The following is a 24,503-nucleotide window of genomic DNA, read 5'->3' as shown; positions in this document are numbered from 1 at the left end:
GAAGTCCGCGGCCGCCCGGCCACCCCGCGTTCCGGTGAGATCCGCGCACAGCCGATCGGCAGTCGGAAGACCTGCGGCACCACGCCGTAGGACGGGCGGCTCGCCGACGCGGGTGCGAGATCCGGCGCATCTCACGAGCCCGATCGCCCGACTCGAGGCAGGCTGGTTCGCATGACGACACTCGACACGTCCATCACCGCGGTCACCGTCTATCCCGACCGGGCGCGGGTCACCCGCTCGGGCACGGCGGAGCTCACCGCCGGTGAGCATCGAATCCGGGTGGCGCCACTGCCTTTCGGGCTGGTGCACGATTCGGTACGGGTCGCGGGACACGGTGAGCTGACGGTTCTCGGCGTGGACGTCGTCACCGAACGGCACACCGAATCGCACGACGAAGAGGTCACCGAACTCGAGGCCCGCAACCGCGAACTGGCCGACGCGCTGGCCGAACTCGGCGATGCCGACCGCGCGGCGGACGCACGCATCGTCTTCCTGGAACGGCTCGCGCGGCGCTCCGCCGAGGCCCTGGCCAAGGCGGGCGAGGAGCGGGTCACCGCGTTCACCGAAAGCCTCGACTCCCAGTACGCGAACGTGCACACCGCCCGCCGGGAGCGGGAATGGTTGCGGCAGGAGCATATTCGTGAGCAGCAGGCCATCGCGCGGCGGCTGGCCGACCTGCGCGGCAAAACCCGCGCCGATGTCCTCGCGGTAGTCGTCACCGTCGAGGCCACCCAGAACACCGACGCGAATCTGGAAGTCTCCTACATGGTCCCGGCCGCGAGCTGGCACAGCAGCTACGACCTGCGGCTCACCGACGACGCGCTCGCACTGCGCTGGTTCGGGCTGGTGCGTCAGCACACCGGCGAGGATTGGCCGGAATGCCGTCTGCAGCTGTCCACGGCCCGCCCCGCCCAGGGGCTGGAGGTGCCGGAGCTGGCGCCCTGGTTCGTCAGCGCCGAAGCACCCCGCCCGAAGGCCCGCGCCCGCAGGTCCGTGGCGGGCGCCTACGGTGCGGCCGCCGAACGCTCCGAGGACACAGCCGATTTCGCGATGGACGCCATGCGCGCGATGCCCGCCCCCGCCGCTATGGCTCCGGCCGCCGCCCCGCCGCCGGTACGGGAATCCGTCGCCGCCGTCGAGCAGGGCGCCACCGCCGCCACCTATACGCCCCTGCGCCCGATCGCGGTGGCCTCCGACGGCAGCGCGCACCGCACCGTCATCACCGCACTGGACCTCGAAGTCCACCTGGACCACGTCACCGCACCGGTCCGTTCCCCCGAGGCGGTGCTGCGCGCCACCGCGAAGAACAACTCCGAGCACACCCTCCCGGCGGGGCGCGCGTCACTGTTCCACGAGGCCGAATTCGTCGGCGCCACCGATCTCGACATCTGGGCGCCCGGTGAGGAACGAGAACTGGCCCTCGGCGTCGACGATCGCATCCGCGTCGAACGAGAGCTGGTGCGCCGCAATGCCTCCAAGGCCACCCTCGGCTCTAACCGGCGCACCGAACTGGAATACACGATCACCGTCAGCAACCACGGCAAGCGCCCCGCCGACGTCACCGTCCTCGACCGCCTCCCGGTCGCCCGCGACGCCGCCATCACGGTCAAGGAGACCACCGCCAAACCCGACCCCGCCGAACGCGACGAGATGGGCATCGTCACCTGGAAGGCCCACCTCGATCCGCAGGCCGAGGCCGTGATCACCTTCGGCTACCGCGTCGAAGCCGCCAAGGGCGTCACCATCCACGGCCTGCACGACTGAGTACGCGACATCCGGTGGCGTGAGTACGCGACATCCGGTGGCGTGAGTACGCGACATCCGGTGGCGCGGAGCGGATTCCACGCCACCGGTAGTCCCGAAGCCGACAGGATGCGTACGTTCGCGCCCGGCCTCGCCCGCGTCGGAGAACTACGCCCCGGCGGGTGAACCGAGTTCCGCGAGCAGGGCGGCAATGAGCGGCTCCGGCGCACCGGTGGCGGAATAGCCTGCCGCATAACGATGTCCGCCGCCGCCGAGCGCTGCGGCCACCCCGGCCACATCCACGCCCGGCGTGCCGTCGGCGGCATCGTGGGAGCGCAGCGAGACCGTCCAGTGCCCGGACTCGGTGCGGGATTCCTTGAAGACAGCGGCAATCTGGGCCTCGGCGGTGGTGCGCACGATATCCACGACGCTCTCCACCTCCTCGGAGCGCACGCCGTTCACATCCGCCTGCCGCACGAAGACGTAGACGAGTCCCGCTCCCCCGGCGGCGGTGCGCTCGAGCTGCGCCGTGGCCAGGACACGCGAGAGCATGGGCAACCAGCCGAAGGGGTGGGTGTCCATGAGCGTGCGGGTGATGGTGGCGCCGTCGATGCCGGTGGCCAGCAGGCGTTCGGCCAGGGCGTGTGAGCCGGGGCGCGCCCATTTGAAGGAGCCGGTATCGGTGACCAGGCCCGCGTACAGGCAGTGCGCCACACCGCGATCGATGGGTTCACCCCAGGCGTCGAGGATGCGCGCCACCAGACCCGCTGTGGATTCGGCTGATTCGTCGATCACATTGACCATGCCGAAGCGGGTGTTGGACCGATGGTGGTCGAGGACCAGGGTGGTGCGAGCGCCGTCGAGGCGGTCACGCAGCGAGCCGAGCCGTCCGGCGCTGCCGCAGTCGACGGCAACCAGGACGTCGACGGTGGCGGGCACCGCACCGGCCGGCACCAGGAATTCGATGCCGGGCAGCGAGCGCATGGAGGCCGGGAGTTCGGCGGGTTCGGCGAAGGACACCCGGACGGGCACCCCGCGCCGATGCAGCACCTGGGCCAGGGCCAGGCCGCTGCCGATGGTGTCGGCGTCGGGCTGCACATGGCAGAGCACCGTCACCGACTGGGCGTTGTCGAGCACCGCGACCGCCGCGCCCAGATCGACCGGTTCCGTCACCGGTGCTCTCCTCCCGGGTCACCGACCCCAGGTCAGTCTTCGCCGTCCTCGTCGGAGTCGGCCTTGTAGGGATCGGCGTCACCAGCGTAGGTGGCATTCACCGCGACCTGGGCGACCCGCTCGTCGGAGGCGCGGGCGCGGGCCAGCAGATCCTCCATCTGGCGGGCCGCGTCGGGCACGGTGTCCAGGACGAACGCCAGGGTGGGGGTGAACTTCACCCCGGTGCCCGCGCCGACCTTGGACCGCAGAATGCCGGTGGCCTTCTTCAGTCCGGCCGCGGCTTCGGCGTAATCCGGTTCGGCGTCGATGGTTTCACCCATGACGGTGTAGTAGATGGTCGCTTCTCGCAGATCACCCGTCACCTTCGCGTCGGTGACGGTGATGAACTTCAGCCGCGGATCCTTGATCTCGTATTCGATGGCGGTGGCCACGATCGAGGAAATCCGCTTGGCGAGACGGCGTGCCCTGGCTTGATCCACCACGGCTCTGCCCTCCTCACATAATCGTCAGTCTTCGGGTCCGAAAACGCGCCGGCGTACCGCCAGCAACTCTAGCTCCGGACGATTGGCGACGTGTCGTTCACACTTGTCGAGCACTTCGGTCAAGTGATTCATGCCGTAGCTGGCTATCGCCACACCCAGCAACGAACGCCGGTATCTGTCGTGTTCCCCGCCCTCGGTGACACTCACGTCGAAACGTTTGAGATCAGCGATGATCGGGCGGATGACCGAGCGCTTCTCCTTCAGTGAATGCACATCACCGAGCAAGATATCGAATTCGAGCGCTCCGAAAAACAGCTTTTCAGTCATATGAACGCGCCCCGGGGAATGCGCGCACAGTTACCCGGAATCAACAGGGGCACAGTCCCTCCGGACCCGAAGGTCCGGAGGGACCGCGTACTGCTCAACCTAGTCGCGCGGCTTTTCCCGCATCTCGTAGGCCTCGATGATGTCGCCTTCCTTGATGTCGTTGAAGGTGACCGTCAAACCGCATTCGTAGCCCTCGCGGACCTCGGTGACGTCGTCCTTCTCGCGACGGAGGGAGGCGATGGTCATGGTCTCGGCGATCACCACGTTGTCGCGCAGCAGGCGCGCCTTCGCGTTGCGCTTGACCGAACCCGACAGCACCCAGCAACCGGCGATATTGCCGAACTTGGAGGAGCGGAAGATCTGGCGGATTTCCGCCCGACCCAGCTCGACCTCTTCGTAGATCGGCTTGAGCAGACCCTTGAGGGCCTTCTCGATCTCGTCGATGGCCTGGTAGATGACCGAGTAGTACCGGATGTCGACGCCCTCGCGGTTCGCCAGCTCGGTCGCCTTGCCCTCGGCACGGACGTTGAAGCCGATGATGATCGCGTTGGAGGCCGACGCCAGGTTGACGTTGGTCTCGGTGACGCCACCGACACCGCGGTCGATGACGCGCAGGCGCACCTCGTCGCCCACATCGATGCCCAGCAGGGCCTCTTCGAGGGCTTCGACCGTACCGGAGTTATCGCCCTTGAGGATCAGGTTCAGCTCCGAGGTCTCCTTCAGGGCGGCATCCAGATCTTCCAGGGAGATCCGCTTGCGGCTGCGCGCGGCCAGGGCGTTGCGCTTGCGAGCGTTGCGGCGGTCGGCGATCTGACGCGCGATGCGGTCTTCCTCCACCACCAGCAGGTTGTCACCGGCGCCGGGCACCGACGTGAAGCCGATGACCTGGACGGGCCGCGACGGCAGCGCCGCCTCGACGTCGTCGCCGTGCTCGTCGACCATGCGGCGCACGCGACCGTAGGCGTCGCCCGCCACGATCGAGTCGCCGACCCGCAGGGTGCCGCGCTGGATGAGGACGGTGGCCACCGGGCCACGGCCGCGGTCGAGGTGGGCTTCGATCGCCACACCCTGCGCGTCCATGTCGGGGTTCGCCCGCAGATCCAGTGCCGCGTCGGCGGTCAGGACGACAGCCTCGAGCAGCGACTCGATATTGGTGCCCTGCTTGGCCGAGATGTCGACGAACATGGTCTCGCCGCCGTACTCCTCGGCGACCAGACCGTATTCGGTCAGCTGCTGGCGAATCTTCTGCGGATTCGCGCCTTCCTTGTCGATCTTGTTGACCGCCACCACAATCGGCACGTCCGCGGCCTGCGCGTGGTTGATGGCCTCCACCGTCTGCGGCATGACGCCGTCGTCGGCCGCGACCACGAGGATCGCGATATCGGTGGCCTTCGCACCACGGGCACGCATGGCGGTGAACGCCTCGTGACCGGGGGTGTCGATGAAGGTGATCAGACGCTCGTCGCCGTTCACGTTCGCCAGCACCTGGTAGGCGCCGATGTGCTGGGTGATGCCGCCGGCCTCGCCCTCACGGACGTTCGCCTTACGGATGGTGTCCAGCAGTCGGGTCTTACCGTGGTCGACGTGACCCATGACGGTCACGACCGGCGGACGCACCTGCAGGTCGTCCTCGTCGCCCTCGTCCTCGCCGTAGGTGAGGTCGAAGTTGGCGAGCAGCTCGCGGTCCTCGTCCTCGGGCGAGACCACGTGCACGACGTAGTTCATCTCGCCGCCCAGCAGCTCGAGGGTCTCCTCGTTCACCGACTGGGTGGCCGTGACCATCTCACCGAGGTTGAACAGCGCCTGCACCAGCGAAGCCGGGTTGGCGCCGATCTTCTCGGCGAAATCGGACAGCGAGGCACCACGGGCGAGACGGATGATCTCGCCGTTGCCGCGCGGCAGCCGCACGCCACCGGCGATCGGAGCCTGCATCGACTCGTACTCGGCGCGCTTCGCCCGCTTCGACTTACGACCCTTGCGGGGCGCGCCACCCGGACGTCCGAAGGCACCCGCGGCACCGCCGCGACCGCCACCCGAACCGGGACGGCCACCGCCGCCACCGCCACCGGGACGACCGCGGAAACCACCCGCGGCGCCGCCACCGGCACCGGCACCCGCACCGGCGCCCGGAGCGCCGCCACCGCCACCGCGGTAGGGACCGCCGCCACCGGCACCGGCCGGACGACCGGCACCACCGGGACGCGGACCCTGACCCGGACGCGGGCCACCCTGGCCCGGACCCGGACGCGCGGCACGCGAGGGCATGGCACCCGGATTCGGGCGCGGAGGCATCGAGCCGGGGCTCGGACGCGGGCCACCCGGACGGGGACCGCCCTGAGCGCCACCCGGACGCGGGCCTGCCTGGCCCGGACCCGGACGGGGACCGCCCTGACCGGGCGCGGGACGCGGACCGCGATCCTGACCCGGACGCGGGCCACGATCCTGGCCGGGACCCGGACGCGGGCCACCCTGGGCCGGACCGGGACGCGGGCCCGGAGCCGGACGCGGGGCGCGCGGCTGCTCGGGGGCCGAGCTGAACGGATTGTTGCCGACGCGCGGCGTCTTCGGACCCGGCTTCGGGCCGGCCGGACGCGGTGCGGCGGACGGGGTCGCGCCACCCTGGGGCTGGCCGCCCGGACGCGGACCCTGCTGCTGGCCCGGACGCGGGCCACCCTGGCCCTGGTTCGGACGCGACGCACCCGGAGCGGGCGCGGCAGGAGCCGCTGGAGCAGCGGAAGCCGCTGGGGCAGCGGGGGTTTCGGCCACGGGACGGGGCGCGGGCTTGGCGGCCGGACCCGGCTTGGCACCGGGGGTCGGACGCGCGGCCGGAGCCTCGACGCGCGCCGCGGGAGCCACCGGCTCCTGCGGGGCCGGAGCCGCCGGACGCGGAGCCGGAGCTGCCGGGGCCGGGGCGGACGGACGGGGTCCGGGCTGACCCGGACGGGGACCCGAGCTCGCGCCGGGCGTCGGCTTGGCGGCCGGACGGGGGGCGTCGCCGGGCTTGGCGGACTTGCTGGTGCCGTTCGCGGGGGCACTCTTCGGGGCGAACGACTCACGCAGACGGCGTGCGACGGGTGCTTCCACCGTCGAGGACGCCGACTTCACGAACTCGCCCTGCTCCTTGAGCCGTGCGAGTAGTTCCTTGCTCGTGACACCGAGTTCTTTGGCCAACTCGTGCACGCGGGCCTTGCCTGCCACTGCTCTCCTCACTGATGAGGTCGAGCGTGGCGTCCCTTCCTGGAAGAAGGGCGACCCGCACGACCTCGACTAATTTCGATGGCCGATCATCGCTTGGACTTCACGGTGTGCTCATGAGTGCTCGTGCCTGTTCTCTACGTCTTGCTCCAGGGCTGAGATATCCAGATTTCCGGACACTCGTAGTGCTCTGCCGAATGCTCGGCGCCGAACTGCTTGGCTCAGACAAGCGGAAGTGGGGTGCAACCAAGCACCCCGTCCGGGAAGTCTGCGCCGCGGATCGGGAACGACCGCAAGATTCTGCTCACTACTCGCAGAAGCCTGCACCACGACCCGCATCAGATCGGCAGCCAACGCTCGCTTCCGGCATCCGATACACGTTCGCACTGGTGTGGAGCGTTCTTTCACCTGTGCGGCGCGCGATGAAACCGGAGACTCGCGCTGAGCCTGCGTCCACTGTACCGCTGTCATGTCCCGATCTCCGCATCCGTCCCCTTGGGAAGTTACCAACATGTCATCCGCGGGGTCTGTTTCATTGCCGATCTTGGTCGATCGCGCGGGTTCGGCGGAGCCGCCGGCGGCTGCCCGCCGGCGGGGGTGGAGCACACTCGCGGGATCAGCCGCGGTGGGCCTCCGAACGCATCGAACCTGCGACATCAGGGGCGGCGTCGCTCCGGATGTCGATCCGCCAGCCCGTCAGACGGGCCGCCAGACGGGCGTTCTGACCTTCTTTTCCGATCGCCAGCGAGAGCTGGAAGTCCGGCACCACGACCCGGGCGGCACGCGCGTCGGGATCGACGATGGTGACGGACACAACTTTCGACGGGCTCAAAGCATTCCCGACGAAGGCGGCCGGATCGTCGGCGTAGTCGATGATGTCGATCTTCTCGCCGGCCAGCTCGCTCATCACGTTGCGCACGCGCTGACCCATCGGGCCGATGCACGCGCCCTTGGCGTTGACGCCCTGCACGGTCGAGCGGACCGCGATCTTGGAGCGGTGCCCGGCCTCCCGCGCGACGGCCACGATCTCGACGGAGCCGTCGGCGATCTCGGGGACCTCGAGCGCGAACAGACGGCGCACCAGATTCGGGTGCGTGCGCGAGAGGGTGATCTGCGGGCCGCGCGGACCGCGCGAGACGCCGACCACGTAGCACTTGATGCGGTCGCCGTGCTCGTAGGTCTCGCCCGGCACCTGCTCGGCGGGCGGGATGACACCCTCCGCGCCGTGCGCCTCGCTGCCGATGCGGACCACGATGGTGCCGCGGGCGTTCATGCGGGCGTCGCGCTGCACGACGCCGCCGACGATATCGCCCTCGTGGGTGGCGAAGTCGCCGAAGGATTTCTCGTTCTCGGCGTCACGCAGCCGCTGCAGCACGACCTGGCGGGCCGTGGTGGCGGCGATGCGGCCGAAACCCTCGGGGGTGTCGTCCCATTCGGAGATGACATTGCCGTCGGCGTCCAGTTCGCGGGCCATGACGCGCACGACACCGGTCTTCTGGTTGATGTCGATGCGGGCGTTGGGCTGGTGGCCCTCGGTGTGCCGGTACGCGGTGAGTAGGGCCGACTCGATCGCGGAGATCACCGTCTCCATCGAGATCCCCTTGTCGGCGACTATCGCGCGCAGGGCTTCGATTTCGATGTTCATTCCACGATCCCTTCGGTCGATGAAACGGTTGCTGCTGCAGCGTCTTCGGTTGTTTCTGCGGGTACCTCCTGGGCGCCGGGCTGGGGACGGCCCTGCGCTACTCCCCCTGCGAGTTCGAGTTCGGCGGCGCCGGGTGGACTGAATTCCACTTGGACGACGGCGAATTCGATATCGGCCAGCGGCACCGTCACCCGGTGTGGTTTCCGCTTGCCGCCGAGGACCAGCGCCACCTCGGAGTCGGTGGTGGCGCCCACGCGGGCCTCGAAGCGTGTTTTGCCCTTTTCATCCGGAGATTCGACTCCGGGGCGTAGGGTGATCTTCGCCTTGCGGCCCTGTGCGCGCCGCCAGTGACGTAGTTCGGTGAGAGGGCGATCGATGCCGGGTGTGGTGACCTCCAGCAGATACGGGGTCTCACCGAAGTCACCGGCGTCGTCGAGCGCCTCGGAGATGTCCGAACTCAATCCGGCGACGGCATCCAGATCGGGGGATCCGTCGCTGTCGATGGTCACGAGAACCCGGGCGTGCACGGTACCGGCAGCCGAAATCGTTACGCCTTCGAGGTCGAACCCTCGGCGTTCGACGAGCCCAGCAACTAGCTGGCTCACCCTTTCCTCGGTCGGCATCGGCATGTTGGGCGGCTCCTGGTTCAGTTGTGACGGGTTGAGTTGTCGGTGAACGATCCTGGTCGGGCGCGGTTGGCGGGGTATTCGTGGCTCTGTTGGGACAGAGTCGGCGAAATACCCCACCGAAGGTCTAGCGTAACGCGCTGAAAGAGTGTAAAGGACCAGCCAACGGTCTCGACTTCGGCATGGTCGGCGCTCCGGCCCGTCCGGCGTGTCCAGAGCGACTCGCCCGCACGGGTCGGCGTATCGATCGAGATCACAGCCTATCGGACGGCCCTGGCACGGCAGTGCGGCTGCGACGGCTGGCACGATGTATGCGTGCGCAGCAGTCTGAGCGGCCGGTCGGCCGGTGTCGCGGTCCCACCGGACCGAACAGGGTCCCCGGCCCTGTGCCCCACATCCTCACCCGATACCGGCTCGGCGGTGGACCGCCGGACCGCCTTGCGGCTGGCCGGAGGGGGCGCGCTGGCCGTCGCCGCGCTCGGCGCGGTCGCCTGCTCCACCGAACAAACACCGTCGATGCCGGATCCGCTTGTCACACAAGAGGAATCAGCGCGTACCGATGCCGTGTACGCGACCGCCGCCATTGCCACCAACCCCGACCGGGCCGGAGCACTGCAGACCGTGGCCGCGCAGCGCGCCGAACACGCCGATGCGCTGCGGACCGAAATCGACCGTGTCATCGGCGTTTACGGTGACGGGACCACACCCAGCCACCGCACCCCGCCGGTCACCCCGGCCGCGCCCGCGCAGCCGCCGACGGTGGCCGAATTGCGGACCCGGCTGACCAGCGCGCAGCGGGCCGCCGCGGATCTGTGCGCGTCCCAGACCGGCTACCGGGCCGGGCTGCTCGGTTCGATCAGCGCCGCGTGCGCCGCCCACGCGGGGGTGCTGCTGGCATGACCACGCCCGACACCCAGGCGCTCGAGGATGCGTTGAGTGCCGAATACGCCGCTGTCTACGCCTATGGCGTGGTGGCCGCCTACGCGAATCCGGATCGGCTGAAACTGGTGGCCGAATACACGGCGGCGCATCGCGCCCGCCGTGACGCCACCATCGAATTGATGGAGCGACTCAATATTTCGGTGCCCGCTCCCGATGCGGCCTATACGGTGCCGTTCGAAGTGAATGATCCGATTCCGGCCGCGAAATTGGCCGTCACCGTCGAATCGGACTGCGCTGTCGCCTGGTGCGCGGCGGTGGAGCACGCGGGCGGCGCGGATGTCCGCGCCTACGCGGTCGGCGCGCTCACCGATTCGGCGCTGCGCCTGGCCACCTGGCAGTCGATTCTCGGCACGAATCCGGCGACGACGGCCTTCCCGGGCCGCTCCTGACCGAGTTCGGGCCGGTTTCCGCCCGCCGTTCAGCCGGTGCACACCTTCGCGGCACCCGCTGTTTCGAATGCCCCGCTATGCATCGATGTCGACGCGGTTGTCGGCAGTGGTAATTCCACTGCCGCACAGCCATTTTCGGTGAGGCGAGGAGATGCTGGTGGCAGTACACGTGGCGGTGGAGGACAGGGCGGCCAAGGAGGAGAAGGCCCTGCGGCAGCTGACGGATCGCCTGGCCGGAACCTATGGGGACACGCATTCCGCGGACTGTGTCGAAGCCATGGTGGACGCCGCCCGGCAGCGTTTCGACGGGCACAGGATCCGCGACTTCATTCCGATTCTGGTGGAGCGCATCGTGCGCCGGGAATTGGAGCAGCCACCCGTCAAGAACAATTCCCCGCAACCGCAACCGGATCTGCGATTGCCGCTGAAGGAAACGGATTCCGACGCACCGACATTCATCCCCGCCGACCGCAAACGCATTGTCTGGATCGCGGCGGCGGTAATGACCGTGGTTCTCGCCTCCGTCGTGGCATTGGTTGTGCGCCAACCGGATTCGGAACCGATAGCGGCCGCGCCCATGTCCCTGACCACGGTGCGCGGGGTCGTGGGTTCGGAGAAGATGAGTTTCTTCGAAGACCCCCGCGTCATCGACGCACTGGCGAAGCACGGTCTGAAGATCGAAGTGGAACCCGCGGGTTCCCGCCAGATCTCCACCACCGTCGATCTCGCCGAATACGATTTCGCCTTCCCCTCCAGTGCCGCCGCGGCCGAACGCATCCAGCGCGCGGGCAACATCACCGCCAAATACACCCCCTTCTCCTCCCCCATGGCCATTGCCACCTTCCGCCCCATCGCGGATCTGCTCACCCAGGCGGGCATCGTAAAACCCACCACCCCACCGACTTTCGACATGGAGGCCTATCTGGCCCTCGCCGAGAAGGGCACCCAGTGGGACGCCCTGCCCGGTAACACCACCTACCCCGTCCGCAAGAACATCCTCGTAGCCACCACCGACCCCCGCACCTCCAACTCCGCCGCCATGTACCTCTCGGTAGCGGCCTACGTGGCCAACGACAACACCATCGTCCGCGGCCGGACCGCCGAAGACCACGCCGTCTCCCGCGTCTCCCGCCTGTTCACCCGCCAGGGCTACACCGAGTCCTCCTCCGACGCCCCCTTCAAGGACTACCTCGCCAACGGCATGGGCCCCACCCCGTTGGTCTGGATCTACGAATCCCAATACATGGCAGCCGCGATCGCCAACCAGATCAAGTCCGACATGGTCCTGCTCTACCCCTCCCCCACGGTCCTCTCCCAGCACACCGTCGTCCCCCTCGACGACTCCGGCGACCGCCTCGGCAAACTCCTCACCACCGACCCCGATCTCCAGCGCCTGGCCGCCGAGCACGGCTTCCGCCCCGCCGACCAATCCCTGTTCACCACAGTCGCCGCCCAGCACCAGATCCCGGTAACCCCCACCCTCATCGACATAGTCGACCCGCCCACCTACGACACCCTCGAACACCTCCTCGACGGCGTCGCCGCGTCCTACAACTAGGCCGGGAAAGCAATCCCGGAGCACCCCGGCTCGAATCCTCCTTGCAGGATTTCCGATTCGAGGGGGATTGATGACAAGTCGCGAACGACAGACCGATCCCACATTCGATCTCGGTAGCATGGCGGATATGCCGACCCCACCTGTCGAGGGACCGGATCTGCCCGAGTACATGACCTGGGAGGAACTCGAGCAACTGCCCGACGAAATCGCCGGGGAGATCGAGCTGTGGGAAGGCCGAGTGGTGTGGGTGCGAAGAGGCCCCGCCGAGCACCAGGACTTCACGAACCTGTTGTGGTCCGCACTTCGGCGTTGCGCCCGGGAGAGAATGTCCAGCCATCCGGAACAGTGCTGGCGCGTCTCCTCTGAGACCAACGTATTCTTCGGCCGCACAGGCAAATCCGACTTCGTCACTCCGGACTTCCTGGTATTCCGCTGCCTCGAGCAGGAGTACCAGGACATTCGTGCCTCGGATGTGCTGGTGGCCGGAGAGGTTCTCGCGCCGTCCAACACCGAGCGCGACGTAGAGGCGAAGAAAGCCCGGTACGCGGGCGCGGGAATACCGTGGTACTGGGAAGTTATCCTCGGCCGGAACCCACGTCGGATCGCCAGCATCCGCGCGTACGGCCTCGAATCCGGCCACGGGCAGCTCCCGGACGGCGTCACACCGTTTCGCCCTGCCAACTACATCGTGGCGGGCGAATGGACGTTCGGGGCATCACTCGGAATAGAGTTCGACCACCCCTTCGCGATCCGCATCCCGTGGTCCGAGCTCGAATTCTGAACCGGGTTCGTGGCCCTACACGCACCGAGCCGTGCGACACGAGGTGTCGCACGGCTCGGTGCGTATTCGGTTGATGCCGAGGGTCAGCCGCGGATCTTGGCGAGGACAGCCTGGACGGCGGTGTCGGCGGGGAGTTCTTCGCTGGTGCCCGCGAAGCGGTCGCGCAGTTCCACCTTGCCTTCGGCCCAGCCGCGGCCGACGACGAGGACGTAGGGCATGCCGAGGAGTTCGGCGTCCTTGAACTTGACGCCGGGGGAGGCGGTGCGATCGTCGAAGAGGACTTCCAGGCCCTGGGAGTCGAGTTCGGCGACAACCTGTTCGGCGCCCGAGCGCGCGCCCTCGTCCTTGTTGGCGATGACGACGTGGATGTCGTAGGGGGCGATCTCGGAGGGCCAGCGCAGGCCCTTGTCGTCGTGCATCTGCTCGGCTATGACGGCCACCATGCGGGAGACGCCGACGCCGTAGGAGCCCATGGTCAGGCGCACCGGCTTGCCGTTCTCGCCGAGGACGTCGACCTCGAAGGCGTCGGTGTACTTCTGGCCGAGCTGGAAGATGTGGCCGATTTCGATGCCGCGGGCGGATTCCAGGACGCCGCGGCCGTCGGGGGACGGGTCGCCGTCGCGGACCTCGGCGGCCTCGATGGTGCCGTCGGGGGTGAAGTCGCGGCCCGCCACCAGGCCGACGTAATGCTTGCCGGGTTCGTCGGCGCCGGTGATCCAGGAGGTGCCGGTGACCACGCGGGGGTCGACGAGGTAGCGGATGCCGTTGGCCTGCAGGGCCTTCGGGCCGATGTAGCCCTTGACCAGGAAGGGGTTGGCCTTGAAGTCGGCGTCGTCGAGCATCTCGACCTCGGCCGGTTCGACGGACGCGCCGAGGCGCTTGTCGTCGACCTCGCGGTCGCCGGGGACGGCGACGGCGAGGATTTCGGTCTTGCCGTCGGGGTGGCGGAGTTTGACCATCACGTTCTTGAGCGTGTCGGCGGCGGTCACCGTGCGGCCGAGCTGCTTGTCGATACCGGCGTTGTTGGCCCAGTCGACGAGGGTGGCGATGGTGGGGGTGCCGGGGGTGTCGTGGACGACCGCCTCGGGCTGGCCCTCGATGGCGATCTCCGGCGGCGCGGCGGTGACGACGGCTTCGACATTGGCGGCGTAGCCGGATTCGCGGCAGATCACGTAGGTGTCCTCGCCGACGGGGCTGTCGGCCAGGAACTCCTCGGACGCCGATCCGCCCATGGCGCCGGAGGTGGCGGCCACGATGACGTAGGAGACGCCGAGGCGCTCGAAGATGCGCTGGTAGGCCTCGCGATGCGCGTTGTAGGACTTCTTCAGGCCGTCGTCGTCCAGATCGAAGGAGTACGAGTCCTTCATGATGAACTCGCGGCCGCGCAGGATGCCGGCGCGGGGGCGGCCTTCGTCGCGGTACTTGGTCTGGATCTGGTACAGGGTGACGGGCAGGTCCTTGTAGGAGTTGTATTCGCCCTTCACGGTGAGCGCGAACAGTTCCTCGTGGGTGGGGCCGAGCAGGTAGTCCTGGCCCTTGCGGTCCTTCAGCCGGAACAGCGCGTCGCCGTATTCGGTCCAGCGGTTGGTGGCCTCGTACGGGTCGCGCGGCAGCAGCGCGGGCAGCGAGATCTCCTGAGCGCCGATGGCGTTCATTTCCTCACGGACGACTTCTTCGACCTTGCGCAGCGTGCGCAGGCCCAGCGGCAGCCACGAGTAGACACCCGGGGCGATGCGGCGCACGTATCCGGCGCGGACCAGCAGCTTGTGGCTGGGCACCTCGGCGTCGGCGGGGTCGTCGCGCAGGGTGCGCAGGAAGAGTTGGGAGAGGCGCGTGATCACGGAAGCACAGGGTAGTCGGTGCGCACGCGATACCCGCAACGCATTACCGTTCCCGCACCCCCGGCCGGGACGCAGCTCACTCGAGCGGCTGATTGCGACGGCTGCGATCGGCGTAAACGGCGAGGCGGACCCGATTGTCGGTGCCGGTCTTGTCGAGCAGGTTGGCGATATGGGTCTTGACTGTGCTCAGACCCAGGTGCAGCCGGTCGGCGATCTCCTGATTGGCGTACCCGTCGCCGACCAGATCGAGGATGTCGTGTTCGCGCGGCGTGAGCCCGACCCGCGCGGGCGGCGGCTCGGGTGTGGTGACGGCCCGCTCGACCAGCCGGCGCAGCAGGGCGGGCGAGAACAGCATGTCGCCCTCCATGGTGCGGCGCATGGCGGCGAGCAGGTCGGCGGGATCGGTGTCCTTGACCAGATACCCCGACGCCCCGGCCGCGAGCGCGGGATACAGGTGATCGTCATCGTCGAAGGTGGTGAGCACCAGCACCTTCGACTCCGGGCGCGCGGCCCGGATATCGCGGGTGGCGGAGGTCCCGTCCCGGCCGGGCATGCGCAGATCCATGAGAACCAGATCCGGCGCGAGCTCGGCCGCCGCCCGCACCGCCTCCACCCCGTCCGCGGCCTCCCCCACCACGAGGAAATCCGAGGTGGACTCGAGCAGCATCCGCAGGCCCGCGCGGATCAGACGCTGGTCGTCCACCAGCAGCACCCGAATCATCGCGTCGCGCCTCCGTCCGCATCGAGTGGCGTCGCCGGCAACGGTGCCGCCGCCTGCCGGGTCGCTGTCGCATCGGCCTGTGCGCCGACTCCGGATTGCGCGGTGGCGGTAGGCAAATGGGCTTCGAGTCGCCAGTAGCGGCCGACCGCGCCGACGTCGAGGGTGCCGTCGGCCATTTCGATCCGCTCCCGCATCCCGATGATGCCGTGCCCGTCCCCGGCCGCCGCCGACGGCTCGCGCAGCCGGTTGCTGATGTCGAGCACGATGCCGGGCGCAGCCGCGGCGCGGGACGCCCGGTCGCTCAGCCGGAGCCGCACCGGGGCCGCGCGATCGGCGTACTTCATCGCGTTGGTGAGCGATTCCTGCACCAGACGCAGCAGGGTCAGCCGGCCGATCGCGTCCAATCCGTCCAGCCGAGAGTCGATTTCGGCGTCCACGGTCAGCCCCGCCGCCCGGACTCGCTCGACGGCTGCCGCGATCTCGGTACCCAGCGCGGCGGAATCCACCGGTGCGGCCTCGCTGAGTTCCGGGTCGCGCAGGGCCGCGAGCAGCCTGCGGATATCGGCGAGGGCGGAGGTGGCGGTATCGCGGACATCGTCGAGGACAGCGGTCACGCGCGGATCGGCGTCGGCGACCACATGCCGGGCGACCTTGATACGCAACAGGATTGCCGCGATGTGGTGGGCGACCAGGTCGTGCAGCTCGCGGGCCATGGCGCTGCGTTCGGCGGCCCGGGCATGGGATTCGGCTGCGTCACGGCGGTTTTCGGCCTCGACCGCACGATCCCGCATGGTCGCGGCGAGGGTGCGCTGACCGCGCAGGTAGAGGCCGAGCAGCAGCGGCAGCCCGACGTAGGTGCCCGCCTGGACGAGAACGGCCGCGCGGGGCAGCGATTCGTCGTGGCCGTTCCACTGGCCGATGATCACCGCCAGCGCCCAGCCCGCGGTGGCGATGGCCGCCACCCGCCATCCCGTGCTGCGCATGACCACATCCGCGAGGGCGACCGCGCCCAGGTACGGCACCAGACCCGACAGCCCCCACGCGGGGGCGTGCAGCATCGGCACGGCAAACGCCGACACGGCCAGCGAGACCGGCAGCGGCCACCGCTGCCCGAAGGCGAAGATCGCGGCGGCCGCCATGGCGAGCAGCCAGTAGCTCAGCGGCACCCGGAACTGGCCGGGAAAGGTGCTCGCGAGCAACAGCACCGGCACCACCGCCAGCGGCAGATACCGCAGCAGTGGGCGTTCAGCACGCCAGTCGAGGAGGTCCTTCACACAGGCAACGGTAGGTGACCGGCGAACCCCGTCCGGCTCCGAGCCTCCCACGGCCGGTGCCCTAGCACGCCGCACCCGGCAGGCACAAGGTCCTCGAGGCCGGAAGTGCGGGTGTGATCACGGACCTCGCGGCCGAACAACACACGGACACGGCCGCCGAGGCTGGATGGGGTTCAGCAATCGGCAGGCAAAGGAGTGGTCGTGGTCTCGCGGAGGGGCTTTCTCACTGGATTCGCAGTCACCTCGCTGGCGGTGGTGGCCGGGTGCTCGCCGGGGCGGGACGGGTCGGCGGGGAGCGCGACCGGGGGCTCGGCGGCCGGTGCGACTCGGCCGCTGCCGATTCCGCCGCTCGCCGCCTCGACCATCGACGCGGCCGGGGTTCGCGTGTTCGATGTGGAAGCCCAGGCCGGGACCACCGAGATGCTGGCCGGAAAACACACCGCCACTTGGGGATTCAACGGTTCGGTGCTCGGTCCGACCCTGCGGGCGCGACGCGGCGAGGCCGTCCGCTGCCGCGTGCGTAATTCCCTGCCCGAGCCGACGACGGTGCACTGGCACGGCATGCACGTACCCGCGCGCTCGGACGGCGGCCCACACCAGATGATCGCGCCGGGAGCGGAGTGGACGGCCGAGTGGACGGTGGCGCAGCAGGCCGGAACGCTGTGGTACCACCCGCATCCGCACGGCGTCACCGAAAAGCATGTGTACCGGGGACTTTCGGGCTTGTTCCTGGTGGACGACGACGAGGCCGACGCGCTCGGCCTGCCGGGCGAGTACGGCGTGGACGACATCCCCCTGGTGATCCAGGATCGGCGCTTCACGCCCGATGGCGCACTGGACGAGTCCGCCCCCACCGATGTGGGCCTGCTAGGCGACACCATCGTCACCAACGGCATCGCGGGCGCGCATCTGGAAGTCCGCACCGAACGGATCCGGCTGCGCATGCTGAACGGCTCGTCGGGCCGGATCTACACGCTCGGATTCTCCGACGACCGCGTGTTCCAGCTGGTGGCCACCGACGGCGGCCTGATGCCGAAGGCCGTGCCGCTGAACCGGATTCAGCTCAGCCCCGGCGAGCGGGCCGAGATCGTGGTCACCGTCCGCGCGGGCGAGCCGGTCACCCTGCGATCGACGCCGGTGGTCGAGCGCGACGGTATCGACCGGGCCGCCGAGTTCGGTTTCGACGACAGCTTCGACATCCTGAGCCTGCGCCCGGCAAGCACCCTCCGGCCCGCCGCCGAGGTGCCCGCCACGCTCGTGCCCATGACCGCGCTGGCGGCCGCGACCACCGCACCGGATCACGCCTTCGAGCTGAAGTGGTTCATGATCAACAACCAGCGCATGGACATGAACCGCGTCGACCTGACCATCCCGGTCGAGTCCACCCAGGTGTGGACGGTCCGCAACAACGACAACTGGCCGCACAACTTCCATGTCCACGACGTCCAGTACCAGGTGCTCGCGGTGGACGGCGCCGCGCCGCCGCCGGAGCTGTCGGGCTGGAAGGACACGATCTACACCGCGCCGGGTGTGACCTACACCCTCGCCATGCACTTCGCCGACTACACCGACCCGGCGATCCCGTACATGTACCACTGTCATCTGCTGCTGCACGAGGATCGCGGCATGATGGGCCAGTTCCTGGTGCTGGGTCCGGGCGAGCGGCCCGCGCCGATGGATATGTCCGGTTCGCCGCACGGTCGGCACGGGTGACACGCGCACACCGACCGCCCGCCGCACCGGCACGCCGTGCGGGGCACTACCCTAAGCGCTCGTGCTGGTGCTGCTGCCTCCCTCCGAAACCAAGTCCGATGGCGGCTCGGGCGGTCCGCTGAATCTGGATTCGCTGGCCATGCCGCAGCTCACGGCGGTGCGCGACGAACTCGTCACGCAGTTGACGAAGCTCGCGGCCGATCCGGACGCCTCGCGTTCGGCGCTGGGTCTGGGCAAGGGCGCGGACGCGGAGATCGCCCGCAACGCCGCCCTGCGCAGCTCCCCCACGCGCCCGGCGCTGGATCGCTACACGGGTGTGCTCTACGACGCGCTCGACGCCCCGGGTTTCACGAAAGCCCAGCGCGCCAAGGCGGATGCGCGCCTGGCGATCGGTTCGGCGCTGTTCGGTGTGGTCCGGGCGGGCGATCCGATTCCGGCGTACCGGCTCTCGGGTGGTTCGAAGCTGCCGGGTCAGCCGACGCTGCAGGCGGTGTGGAAGAAGGTGCTGCCCGAGGCGCTGCGTGCGGAGACCGACGGTGCGCTGACTATCGATCTGCGGTCGGGCACGTACCAGAATCTGGGCCGCATCCCGGGCGCGGTGACGGCGACGGTGCTCACCGAACGCCCGGACGGCAGCCGAACCGTGGTGAGCCACTTCAACAAACATCACAAGGGCCTGCTGGCCCGCGCGCTGGTGCTCTCGCGCACCGAGCCCACCGATATCGGCGGCGTGGCGCGGGTGGCGGAGAAGTTCGGCCTGCGCTGCGAGATCGCCTCGCCGACAGAACTTCTCGTCCTCACCTGAGCGGTCACTACATCTGAACGACATCGCCTGCCCGGCAAGGATATTGCCGGGCAGGCGAGCTCAGGGCACAGCGTGTTACTGCTGGGCGGCGTGACTGGGCAGCACGCAGACCGCGTCCAGCCCCAGCACATGGTTGAGCCGCCCGAAGGCGAGCCAGGATCCGATGCACATGGAGAGCTCCACGATCTCGGCGTGCGAGTAGTGGGCCTTCATGCGCTCCCAGAACTCGTCGTCGAGGTTGTGGTGGTCCTGCGCATAGCGTTCGGCGTATTCGGCGGCGAGTTTCGCGCGGGTGTCGAGGGCGTCGCTGGTGCGCCACTGCTCGACCTCGTCGAGGAAGGTGTCCTCGACCTTCTCGCCCTTGCGGTCGGTGCGCCAGTCCAGGCAGAACAGGCAGCCGTTGATGGCGGCGATACGCAAACGGGCGGCTTCGAATTCGCGCAGTCCGAGGGTGGTGTGCTCGTAGACGGCGAGGGAGAACTGGGAGGCGGCGATGCCGATGCCCGGCACCATCTCTCCCCAGACGTAGCCGATGGGGTCTTTGCCTTCGGGAATGTCGATGATCATGGCTTGGCCTTTCCGAGAATGCCGACGGCGGGGCGGAGGGGGATGTCGAGAGCGTCGTAGAGGCCGGGTTCGGCGGCGGCGAGCCAGTCGATGGCGCCGACCAATCTGCCTACGGCCGTGGCGTTTCCGCCCGCGGAGCGGTTGCCGCCCTCATCGGTGGCCTCGATGCTGACCTCGATGTGCGGGCGGCCTTCGAGGATCACCCGGTGCGCGCCGTCGCCGGTGGGCGGCGTCGGCCAGTCGGGTGCGCAGGAGCCGTGGATGCGCGTGACGTGTTCGATGACGATGCGGGGTTCCCCGCCGATGATGCCCTGCACCTCGAAGCGCACCGCACCCTGCGTACCGGCCTCGAATTCGCCCATGCGCTCGGTGCTGATGGTGTCGTCGAGCGGACGCCGGTCGAGGGTCTCGACGATCTCGTCGAGCTCCGCGCCGAGGGCCCGCGCCATGAGCCGAATCTGCCCGCCCCACACCATGGTCGGCACGCCGGGCGCGAGCATGGGCGGCTGGTAGTCCATGGGCTGCCCCATGCCGACCAGGTAGCGCACCGAATCGGGCTGGTCGTAGGTGGTGTAGTCGAAGATCTCCTGGCAGCGCACCACATCCACGCTGGTGGCCAGCCCGGTCATGAGCAGGGGCAGCACGTCGTTGCCCCAGCCGGGGTCGATGCCGGAGACGAACAGCGACCCGCCGCCTTCGGCGACGGCCGCCTCGACCTGCTCGCGCAGATCCGCCGGGGCGCTGCGGTGGTCGTAGAAGGCGTAGAGCGCGGGCGTGACGACGACGGCTCCGGCGCGGATGGCGCGCAGGATGTCGGTGAAGGCTTCGAAGGGCCGGATGTCCCCGGAGGCGGCGTAGACGACCGCCCGGGGTTTCGCGGCGAGCGCGGCGTCGATGTCGTCGGTGGCGGGGACGCCGAGTTCGGTGTCGAGCCCGGCGAGTTCGCCCGCGTCCCTACCGACTTTCTTGGGATCGTGAACGAGGACACCGGAGAGCGTGAGGGCTGGGTGCGCGGCGACGGCGCGGATGGCTGCCCGGCCGACATTGCCGGTGCCCCAGACCAGGGTGGCGATCATGCCGGGAGGCTAGCAACTCCCGGCACGCTCCCGGAGCGAAATCGAGAACACGTTACAGTTTTTCTGTCCAGAGCCGTTCTCACTCAGTGATTCAGCGCCGGTTCACATGGCGAACCGGTGCCATTTCCGCTCAGTGCCCGAGGCCGGAGAGCTGCGCGTCGAGGGTGGCTGTCCAGTCCAGATCGTCTTCCTCGCCATAGTCCACGTAGAGCGAGCCGTAGGCGTCGCCCTCGTTCCTGTTCACCTCGAGCACCACCTCCACCCCGTCGGTCCCGGCAACGAACACGACCACGAGCTCCTCGAGCTTCGGATAGTCGGTGGACGGCGCGAAGCGAATCTCCTGATAGAACGCCAGCTCCTGCTGGATGCCCCGGATCCAGCCGTCCTCCAGCTCGGCGTGTTGCAGCCCGAAGCCGAGATCCTCCAGGGCGTAGAGGATTTCGTGTTGCACGCCCAGTGGTTCGACCGTGAGGGGGCGGGTGTCCCCCGCGATGCCGTCGGTCAGATCGACGAGGGTGCGCACCGAAACCGCGGTGCCCGGCAGCGAGTTGCCGTCGTACCCGGTCAGCGGCGCTTCGAACGGCAGGGCCAGTTCGAACTCGAAGTCGTGGCCCCCGTGGGCTTCCCAGTGCAACGGCCCGGCCACCACGCTGCGATGGAACCGCCGCGGCTCCACCGCGTGTTCGCCCGCGAACCCGTCGGCGATCGTGGCGACGAGCTCCACCGCGATCCGGTTGACGTCCCGGCGAATATCCCCGCCCCGCAACCGAATCACACCGCGCACCAGCTCGCCCGGCCGGACGACGGGGGTGTGCAGTTCGGTTTCGACCCGGGCTCCGCCGACGCCGCCCGCCGTCGGCAATTTCTCGACCATGCGCCAATCCTGGCAAGCTCGCGCAACTTCCGCCAGCGCGGCGTCCGCGCACCCGGTATTCCGGTGTGGGGCCAGGGTTCTCCCTGAGCGAACCCTGAATTTTCGGCACTGCCGGGTCGAAGTTGTTGCGCTCCAGCGAGCGGAACAGATGATCGTGGTGAAGGAACGGCAAACAGTCTGTGCCGCAAGGGAACAGCGTGAAGAATCGGGGGACCGCCGTGGCGGCTCGGATGAGTTTCTGCTTTCTGGTCGAGGAGCAGTACCGCAGGGACGGGATGCCGGGCGAAGTGGCACACCGGCTCCGCCGCTGGGGGCATCGGGTCGAGGTGCTGCGGCCGGGTGGTGAACTGCTGGCACTGAATTCGCTGCTGCACACCGGAAGCCACGATGCCTGGGTGCTGAAGACCGTGTCCGGTGGGCCGGGCCTGGGGCTGCTGGAGGCCGCCGCCGCGACCGGGCTCACCACGGTCAACGACGCCCGCGCGATTCGCGGGGTGCGGGACAAAGCCGCCGCGGCCGTGATCGCCGCGGCGGCCGGATTGCCGGTGCCCCCGACGTGGGCGGCGGCGCGACTGGCCGATCTGGCTCGACTACCCTCCGCACGCTATCCGCTGGTGGTGAAACCCGCCGACGGCAGTTCGGGACGCGGCGTGCACCGGGTGGAGCGTCCCGAGGAACTGCTCGCGCTGGCCGGGGAATTCGCGGAGACCAGCCTCGTGATCGCCCAGCCGTATGTGCCGAATTCCGGTGTGGATCTGAAGGTCTACTGCGTCGGCGGCCGGCTCTACGGCACCGAACGCACCTCCCCGCTGGCGGGTGCGCGCACCGCCCCGGATCGCCCGGTCCCGCTGACCGCCGAGGTGGCCGAGATCGCGGCGCGGATCGGCGAGATCTTCGGCCTCGATCTGTACGGCGTGGATATCGTGCTCGGCCCGGACGGGCCGGTCGTGGTGGATATCAACGACTTTCCCAGCTTCCGCAAGGTGCCCGACGCGGTGGAAACGGTGGCCGCGGCCGTAATCGACCTCGCACGCAACGGCAGCTCGCATTCCCGGCTGTGCTCGGCCGAACAGCCCGGCCGGATCGCATTGGCGGCCCAGCTGTGAGCGTCACCGCCGCGCGAGCGGCGGGCGTCGTCGGCTCGGGTGACGGATCGGTTCGGGTGGGACTGCTCACGGCCGACGCCGCGCATCCGCTGCTCGCCGGTACCGCCGCACTGCTGGAGGCGGCCGGGCACCGTGTCGAAACCCTCTCCCCCACAGCGGAACCACCGGCCGAGCCCGCGCAGGTGTACCTGCTGAAGGCGCGCACGCCGTCCGCGATCGCACTCGCCCGCACGCTGGAGCGGCGCGGAATTCCCGTGGTCAACACGGCGGCGGCGACGGAGTTCTGTCAGGACCGGGTATGGATGGCGCGCCGCGCGGAGCACGCCGGGCTGCCCTTCGCCGCCACCACGGCCTGGCCGGACATCGGGGCGCTGCGGTCGTGGCTGGGTCCGGTCACCGGGCCACTGCCCCGCGCACTGGTGGTGAAGAGCCATCGCAGTCGCCGCGACGATCTCGTCACCCGGGTGACCGAGGGCGCGGAACTCGCTGCCCTGCAGGAGCTTTGGCCGAATGAGCCGGTGATCACACAGGAGTGGATGCCGGGCACCGGCTGGGATCACAAGCTGTGGGTGGTGGCGGGTCGCGTGTTCGCGGCCCTGCGGCGATCGGAATTCGCCTCCGGCACAACCCTTCCCGATCAACCGCTACCCGGCCCGCATCCGTGGTCGGAGCTCGCGCTGCGGGTCGGCGCGGTGTTCGGCCTGGAGGTCTACGGCGTCGACCTGCTCGAGGTCGACGGGCAGCCGGTGATCATCGACGTGAACGCCTTCCCCGGCATGCGGGGCCAGGACGGCGCAGCCGAAGCGCTGGCCGCCCATGCCCTCACGTCGGCTCAGTGCCCGCGTGAGGCCATAGCCGCCAGGCGCTGATCCAGCACGGCGGTCCAGTCCACGTGGCTGAGCGAGTTGTAGTCCACGAACAGCACGTCGTAGACGTCGCTGCCCTCGCTGTACCAGCTGCCCTTCTTGTCACCCTCGAGGATCACGTCCATCCCGTCGGCGCGCGCGACGAAGGTGACCTCGAGCTGGTTCAGGCGCGGATACCGGTAGGACGCACCGAATTCGATCTCCTGATAGAACGGCAGCTCCTGCCGGATGCCACGCAGCGAACCCCATTCGCAGTCCGCGGAGCGCAGCGACAGCCCGAGTTGTTCCAGGGCGGACAGGATCACGTGCTGGGCGGGCAGCGCCCCGATGCCGATGGGGTCGCTGTCGCCGGTGTCGACCGCGCCCGCGATCTCGACGATGGTGCGCACCGACACCGCCATGCCGGGCAGGTGCCGCCCGTTGTAGAAGGTGATGGGCGCTTCCAGCGGCGTGTACAGCCCGAACGGAATGTCGTAGAGCGCGTGCGCCGGCAGCCGCAGCGCCCCGTGCACCTCGGTGAAGTAGAACCCGCGGTGCGCGCTCTGCTCCTCCTCGCTGTGCTCGAGTTCGACGCGGGTGACGAATTCGACTGCGACGCGGGAGATCTCCTGCTCGACCCCGCCGCCCTTGAGACGGATGACGCCGTGCACCGTGCCGCCGGGCTGGACTCCGGGTGTGTGCAACTCGGTTTCAACCTCGGCGCCGCCCACCCCGACGGACGCCAGCAACTTCTTGAACATAGGGACAGTCTGGTGATCGGAAGCCGTTCGGTCCACCCGTGCGGACCGGGACGGACCAT

General features: G+C 69.0%; 23 protein-coding genes. 9 read left to right on the top strand and 14 right to left on the bottom strand.

Going from position 1 to position 24,503, the window contains the following annotated elements; all coding sequences use genetic code 11:
* Positions 1-171: 171 nt before the first annotated feature.
* Entirely contained in the window at positions 172-1,764 is a 1,593-nt protein-coding gene (locus JK358_RS30490; protein WP_201954526.1) for a mucoidy inhibitor MuiA family protein, read from the top strand.
* 147 nt (positions 1,765-1,911) lie between these two features.
* On the opposite strand, the gene JK358_RS30485 is transcribed toward JK358_RS30490, so the two are convergent.
* The 7 genes from JK358_RS30485 to rimP all read right to left on the bottom strand — a co-directional run bounded on the left by JK358_RS30485 (position 1,912) and on the right by rimP (position 9,194).
* Positions 1,912-2,916, bottom strand: coding sequence for a DHH family phosphoesterase (locus JK358_RS30485; RefSeq protein ID WP_307817811.1), 1,005 nt, complete (start codon positions 2,914-2,916; stop codon positions 1,912-1,914).
* 32 nt (positions 2,917-2,948) lie between these two features.
* Entirely contained in the window at positions 2,949-3,398 is a 450-nt protein-coding gene (gene rbfA, locus JK358_RS30480) for a 30S ribosome-binding factor RbfA (RefSeq protein ID WP_201954524.1), read from the bottom strand.
* A 24-nt stretch (positions 3,399-3,422) separates the two neighbouring features.
* Positions 3,423-3,713, bottom strand: a complete 291-nt coding sequence (locus tag JK358_RS30475; protein WP_201954847.1) for a DUF503 domain-containing protein — start codon at positions 3,711-3,713, stop codon at positions 3,423-3,425.
* Between the two features lie 111 nt (positions 3,714-3,824).
* Complete coding sequence (gene infB, locus JK358_RS30470) at positions 3,825-6,923, bottom strand: translation initiation factor IF-2 (protein WP_201954522.1); 3,099 nt, start codon at positions 6,921-6,923, stop codon at positions 3,825-3,827.
* Between the two features lie 111 nt (positions 6,924-7,034).
* A complete protein-coding gene (locus JK358_RS30465; RefSeq protein WP_201954520.1) occupies positions 7,035-7,391 on the bottom strand; it encodes a YlxR family protein in 357 nt (118 codons plus the stop codon).
* A gap of 145 nt (positions 7,392-7,536) precedes the next feature.
* Positions 7,537-8,565, bottom strand: a complete 1,029-nt coding sequence (gene nusA / locus JK358_RS30460) for a transcription termination factor NusA (RefSeq protein ID WP_201954518.1) — start codon at positions 8,563-8,565, stop codon at positions 7,537-7,539.
* Positions 8,562-9,194: a ribosome maturation factor RimP gene (gene rimP, locus JK358_RS30455; protein ID WP_201954846.1), complete on the bottom strand. Its 633-nt coding sequence runs from the start codon at positions 9,192-9,194 to the stop codon at positions 8,562-8,564. Before rimP ends, nusA begins: the two co-directional genes overlap by 4 nt.
* 312 nt (positions 9,195-9,506) lie before the next feature.
* Here rimP and JK358_RS30450 point away from each other — a divergent pair, with 312 nt between their 5' ends.
* The 4 genes from JK358_RS30450 (at position 9,507) to JK358_RS30435 (ending at position 12,861) form a co-directional block, all read left to right on the top strand.
* The gene (locus JK358_RS30450; RefSeq protein ID WP_307817809.1) at positions 9,507-10,091 is read left to right on the top strand and encodes a hypothetical protein; all 585 of its coding nucleotides are present in this window, start codon (positions 9,507-9,509) and stop codon (positions 10,089-10,091) included.
* Positions 10,088-10,522: a ferritin-like domain-containing protein gene (locus JK358_RS30445; RefSeq protein WP_201954516.1), complete on the top strand. Its 435-nt coding sequence runs from the start codon at positions 10,088-10,090 to the stop codon at positions 10,520-10,522. Before JK358_RS30450 ends, JK358_RS30445 begins: the two co-directional genes overlap by 4 nt.
* A gap of 157 nt (positions 10,523-10,679) precedes the next feature.
* Positions 10,680-12,080: a three-helix bundle dimerization domain-containing protein gene (locus JK358_RS30440; RefSeq protein ID WP_307817808.1), complete on the top strand. Its 1,401-nt coding sequence runs from the start codon at positions 10,680-10,682 to the stop codon at positions 12,078-12,080.
* A gap of 127 nt (positions 12,081-12,207) precedes the next feature.
* Positions 12,208-12,861 carry a Uma2 family endonuclease gene (locus tag JK358_RS30435; RefSeq protein ID WP_201954512.1) on the top strand — a complete coding sequence of 218 codons (654 nt, stop codon included), beginning with the start codon at positions 12,208-12,210 and terminating at the stop codon, positions 12,859-12,861.
* An 83-nt stretch (positions 12,862-12,944) separates the two neighbouring features.
* Here the strand turns inward: JK358_RS30435 and JK358_RS30430 are convergent, their stop codons facing one another.
* The 3 genes from JK358_RS30430 to JK358_RS30420 all read right to left on the bottom strand — a co-directional run bounded on the left by JK358_RS30430 (position 12,945) and on the right by JK358_RS30420 (position 16,697).
* Positions 12,945-14,702, bottom strand: coding sequence for a proline--tRNA ligase (locus tag JK358_RS30430; protein ID WP_201954510.1), 1,758 nt, complete (start codon positions 14,700-14,702; stop codon positions 12,945-12,947).
* Between the two features lie 76 nt (positions 14,703-14,778).
* Entirely contained in the window at positions 14,779-15,423 is a 645-nt protein-coding gene (locus JK358_RS30425; protein WP_201954508.1) for a response regulator, read from the bottom strand.
* Positions 15,420-16,697, bottom strand: coding sequence for a sensor histidine kinase (locus tag JK358_RS30420; protein WP_201954505.1), 1,278 nt, complete (start codon positions 16,695-16,697; stop codon positions 15,420-15,422). Before JK358_RS30420 ends, JK358_RS30425 begins: the two co-directional genes overlap by 4 nt.
* Before the next feature lie 195 nt (positions 16,698-16,892).
* Between JK358_RS30420 and JK358_RS30415 the strand changes: the two genes are divergently transcribed.
* Both JK358_RS30415 and yaaA read left to right on the top strand, forming a co-directional pair.
* A complete protein-coding gene (locus JK358_RS30415; protein ID WP_372440758.1) occupies positions 16,893-18,410 on the top strand; it encodes a multicopper oxidase family protein in 1,518 nt (505 codons plus the stop codon).
* 61 nt (positions 18,411-18,471) lie between these two features.
* Positions 18,472-19,215 (top strand): peroxide stress protein YaaA, encoded by a 744-nt coding sequence (yaaA, locus tag JK358_RS30410; protein WP_201954501.1) that lies wholly within the window; start codon positions 18,472-18,474, stop codon positions 19,213-19,215.
* A gap of 75 nt (positions 19,216-19,290) precedes the next feature.
* On the opposite strand, the gene JK358_RS30405 is transcribed toward yaaA, so the two are convergent.
* The 3 genes from JK358_RS30405 to JK358_RS30395 form a co-directional block, all read right to left on the bottom strand.
* Positions 19,291-19,782, bottom strand: coding sequence for a carboxymuconolactone decarboxylase family protein (locus tag JK358_RS30405; RefSeq protein ID WP_201954499.1), 492 nt, complete (start codon positions 19,780-19,782; stop codon positions 19,291-19,293).
* The gene (locus JK358_RS30400; protein ID WP_201954497.1) at positions 19,779-20,858 is read right to left on the bottom strand and encodes an NAD(P)H-dependent amine dehydrogenase family protein; all 1,080 of its coding nucleotides are present in this window, start codon (positions 20,856-20,858) and stop codon (positions 19,779-19,781) included. The genes JK358_RS30405 and JK358_RS30400 overlap by 4 nt, the downstream gene beginning before the upstream one ends.
* Positions 20,859-20,988: 130 nt before the next feature.
* Positions 20,989-21,732, bottom strand: coding sequence for a sporulation protein (locus tag JK358_RS30395; protein ID WP_201954495.1), 744 nt, complete (start codon positions 21,730-21,732; stop codon positions 20,989-20,991).
* A 197-nt stretch (positions 21,733-21,929) separates the two neighbouring features.
* Between JK358_RS30395 and JK358_RS30390 the strand changes: the two genes are divergently transcribed.
* Positions 21,930-22,838, top strand: coding sequence for an ATP-grasp domain-containing protein (locus JK358_RS30390; RefSeq protein ID WP_201954493.1), 909 nt, complete (start codon positions 21,930-21,932; stop codon positions 22,836-22,838).
* Positions 22,835-23,707 (top strand): ATP-grasp domain-containing protein, encoded by an 873-nt coding sequence (locus tag JK358_RS40485; protein WP_201954490.1) that lies wholly within the window; start codon positions 22,835-22,837, stop codon positions 23,705-23,707. The genes JK358_RS30390 and JK358_RS40485 overlap by 4 nt, the downstream gene beginning before the upstream one ends.
* Here JK358_RS40485 and JK358_RS30380 read toward each other — a convergent pair.
* Positions 23,671-24,444, bottom strand: a complete 774-nt coding sequence (locus JK358_RS30380) for a sporulation protein (protein ID WP_201954488.1) — start codon at positions 24,442-24,444, stop codon at positions 23,671-23,673. The genes JK358_RS40485 and JK358_RS30380 overlap by 37 nt on opposite strands.
* Positions 24,445-24,503 lie beyond the last annotated feature (59 nt).

The sequence above is a fragment of the Nocardia acididurans genome, from assembly GCF_016741815.1.
GTDB classification, from domain to species: Bacteria; Actinomycetota; Actinomycetes; order Mycobacteriales; family Mycobacteriaceae; genus Nocardia; species Nocardia acididurans.
This window is presented reverse-complemented; position numbering and strand designations above follow the sequence as displayed.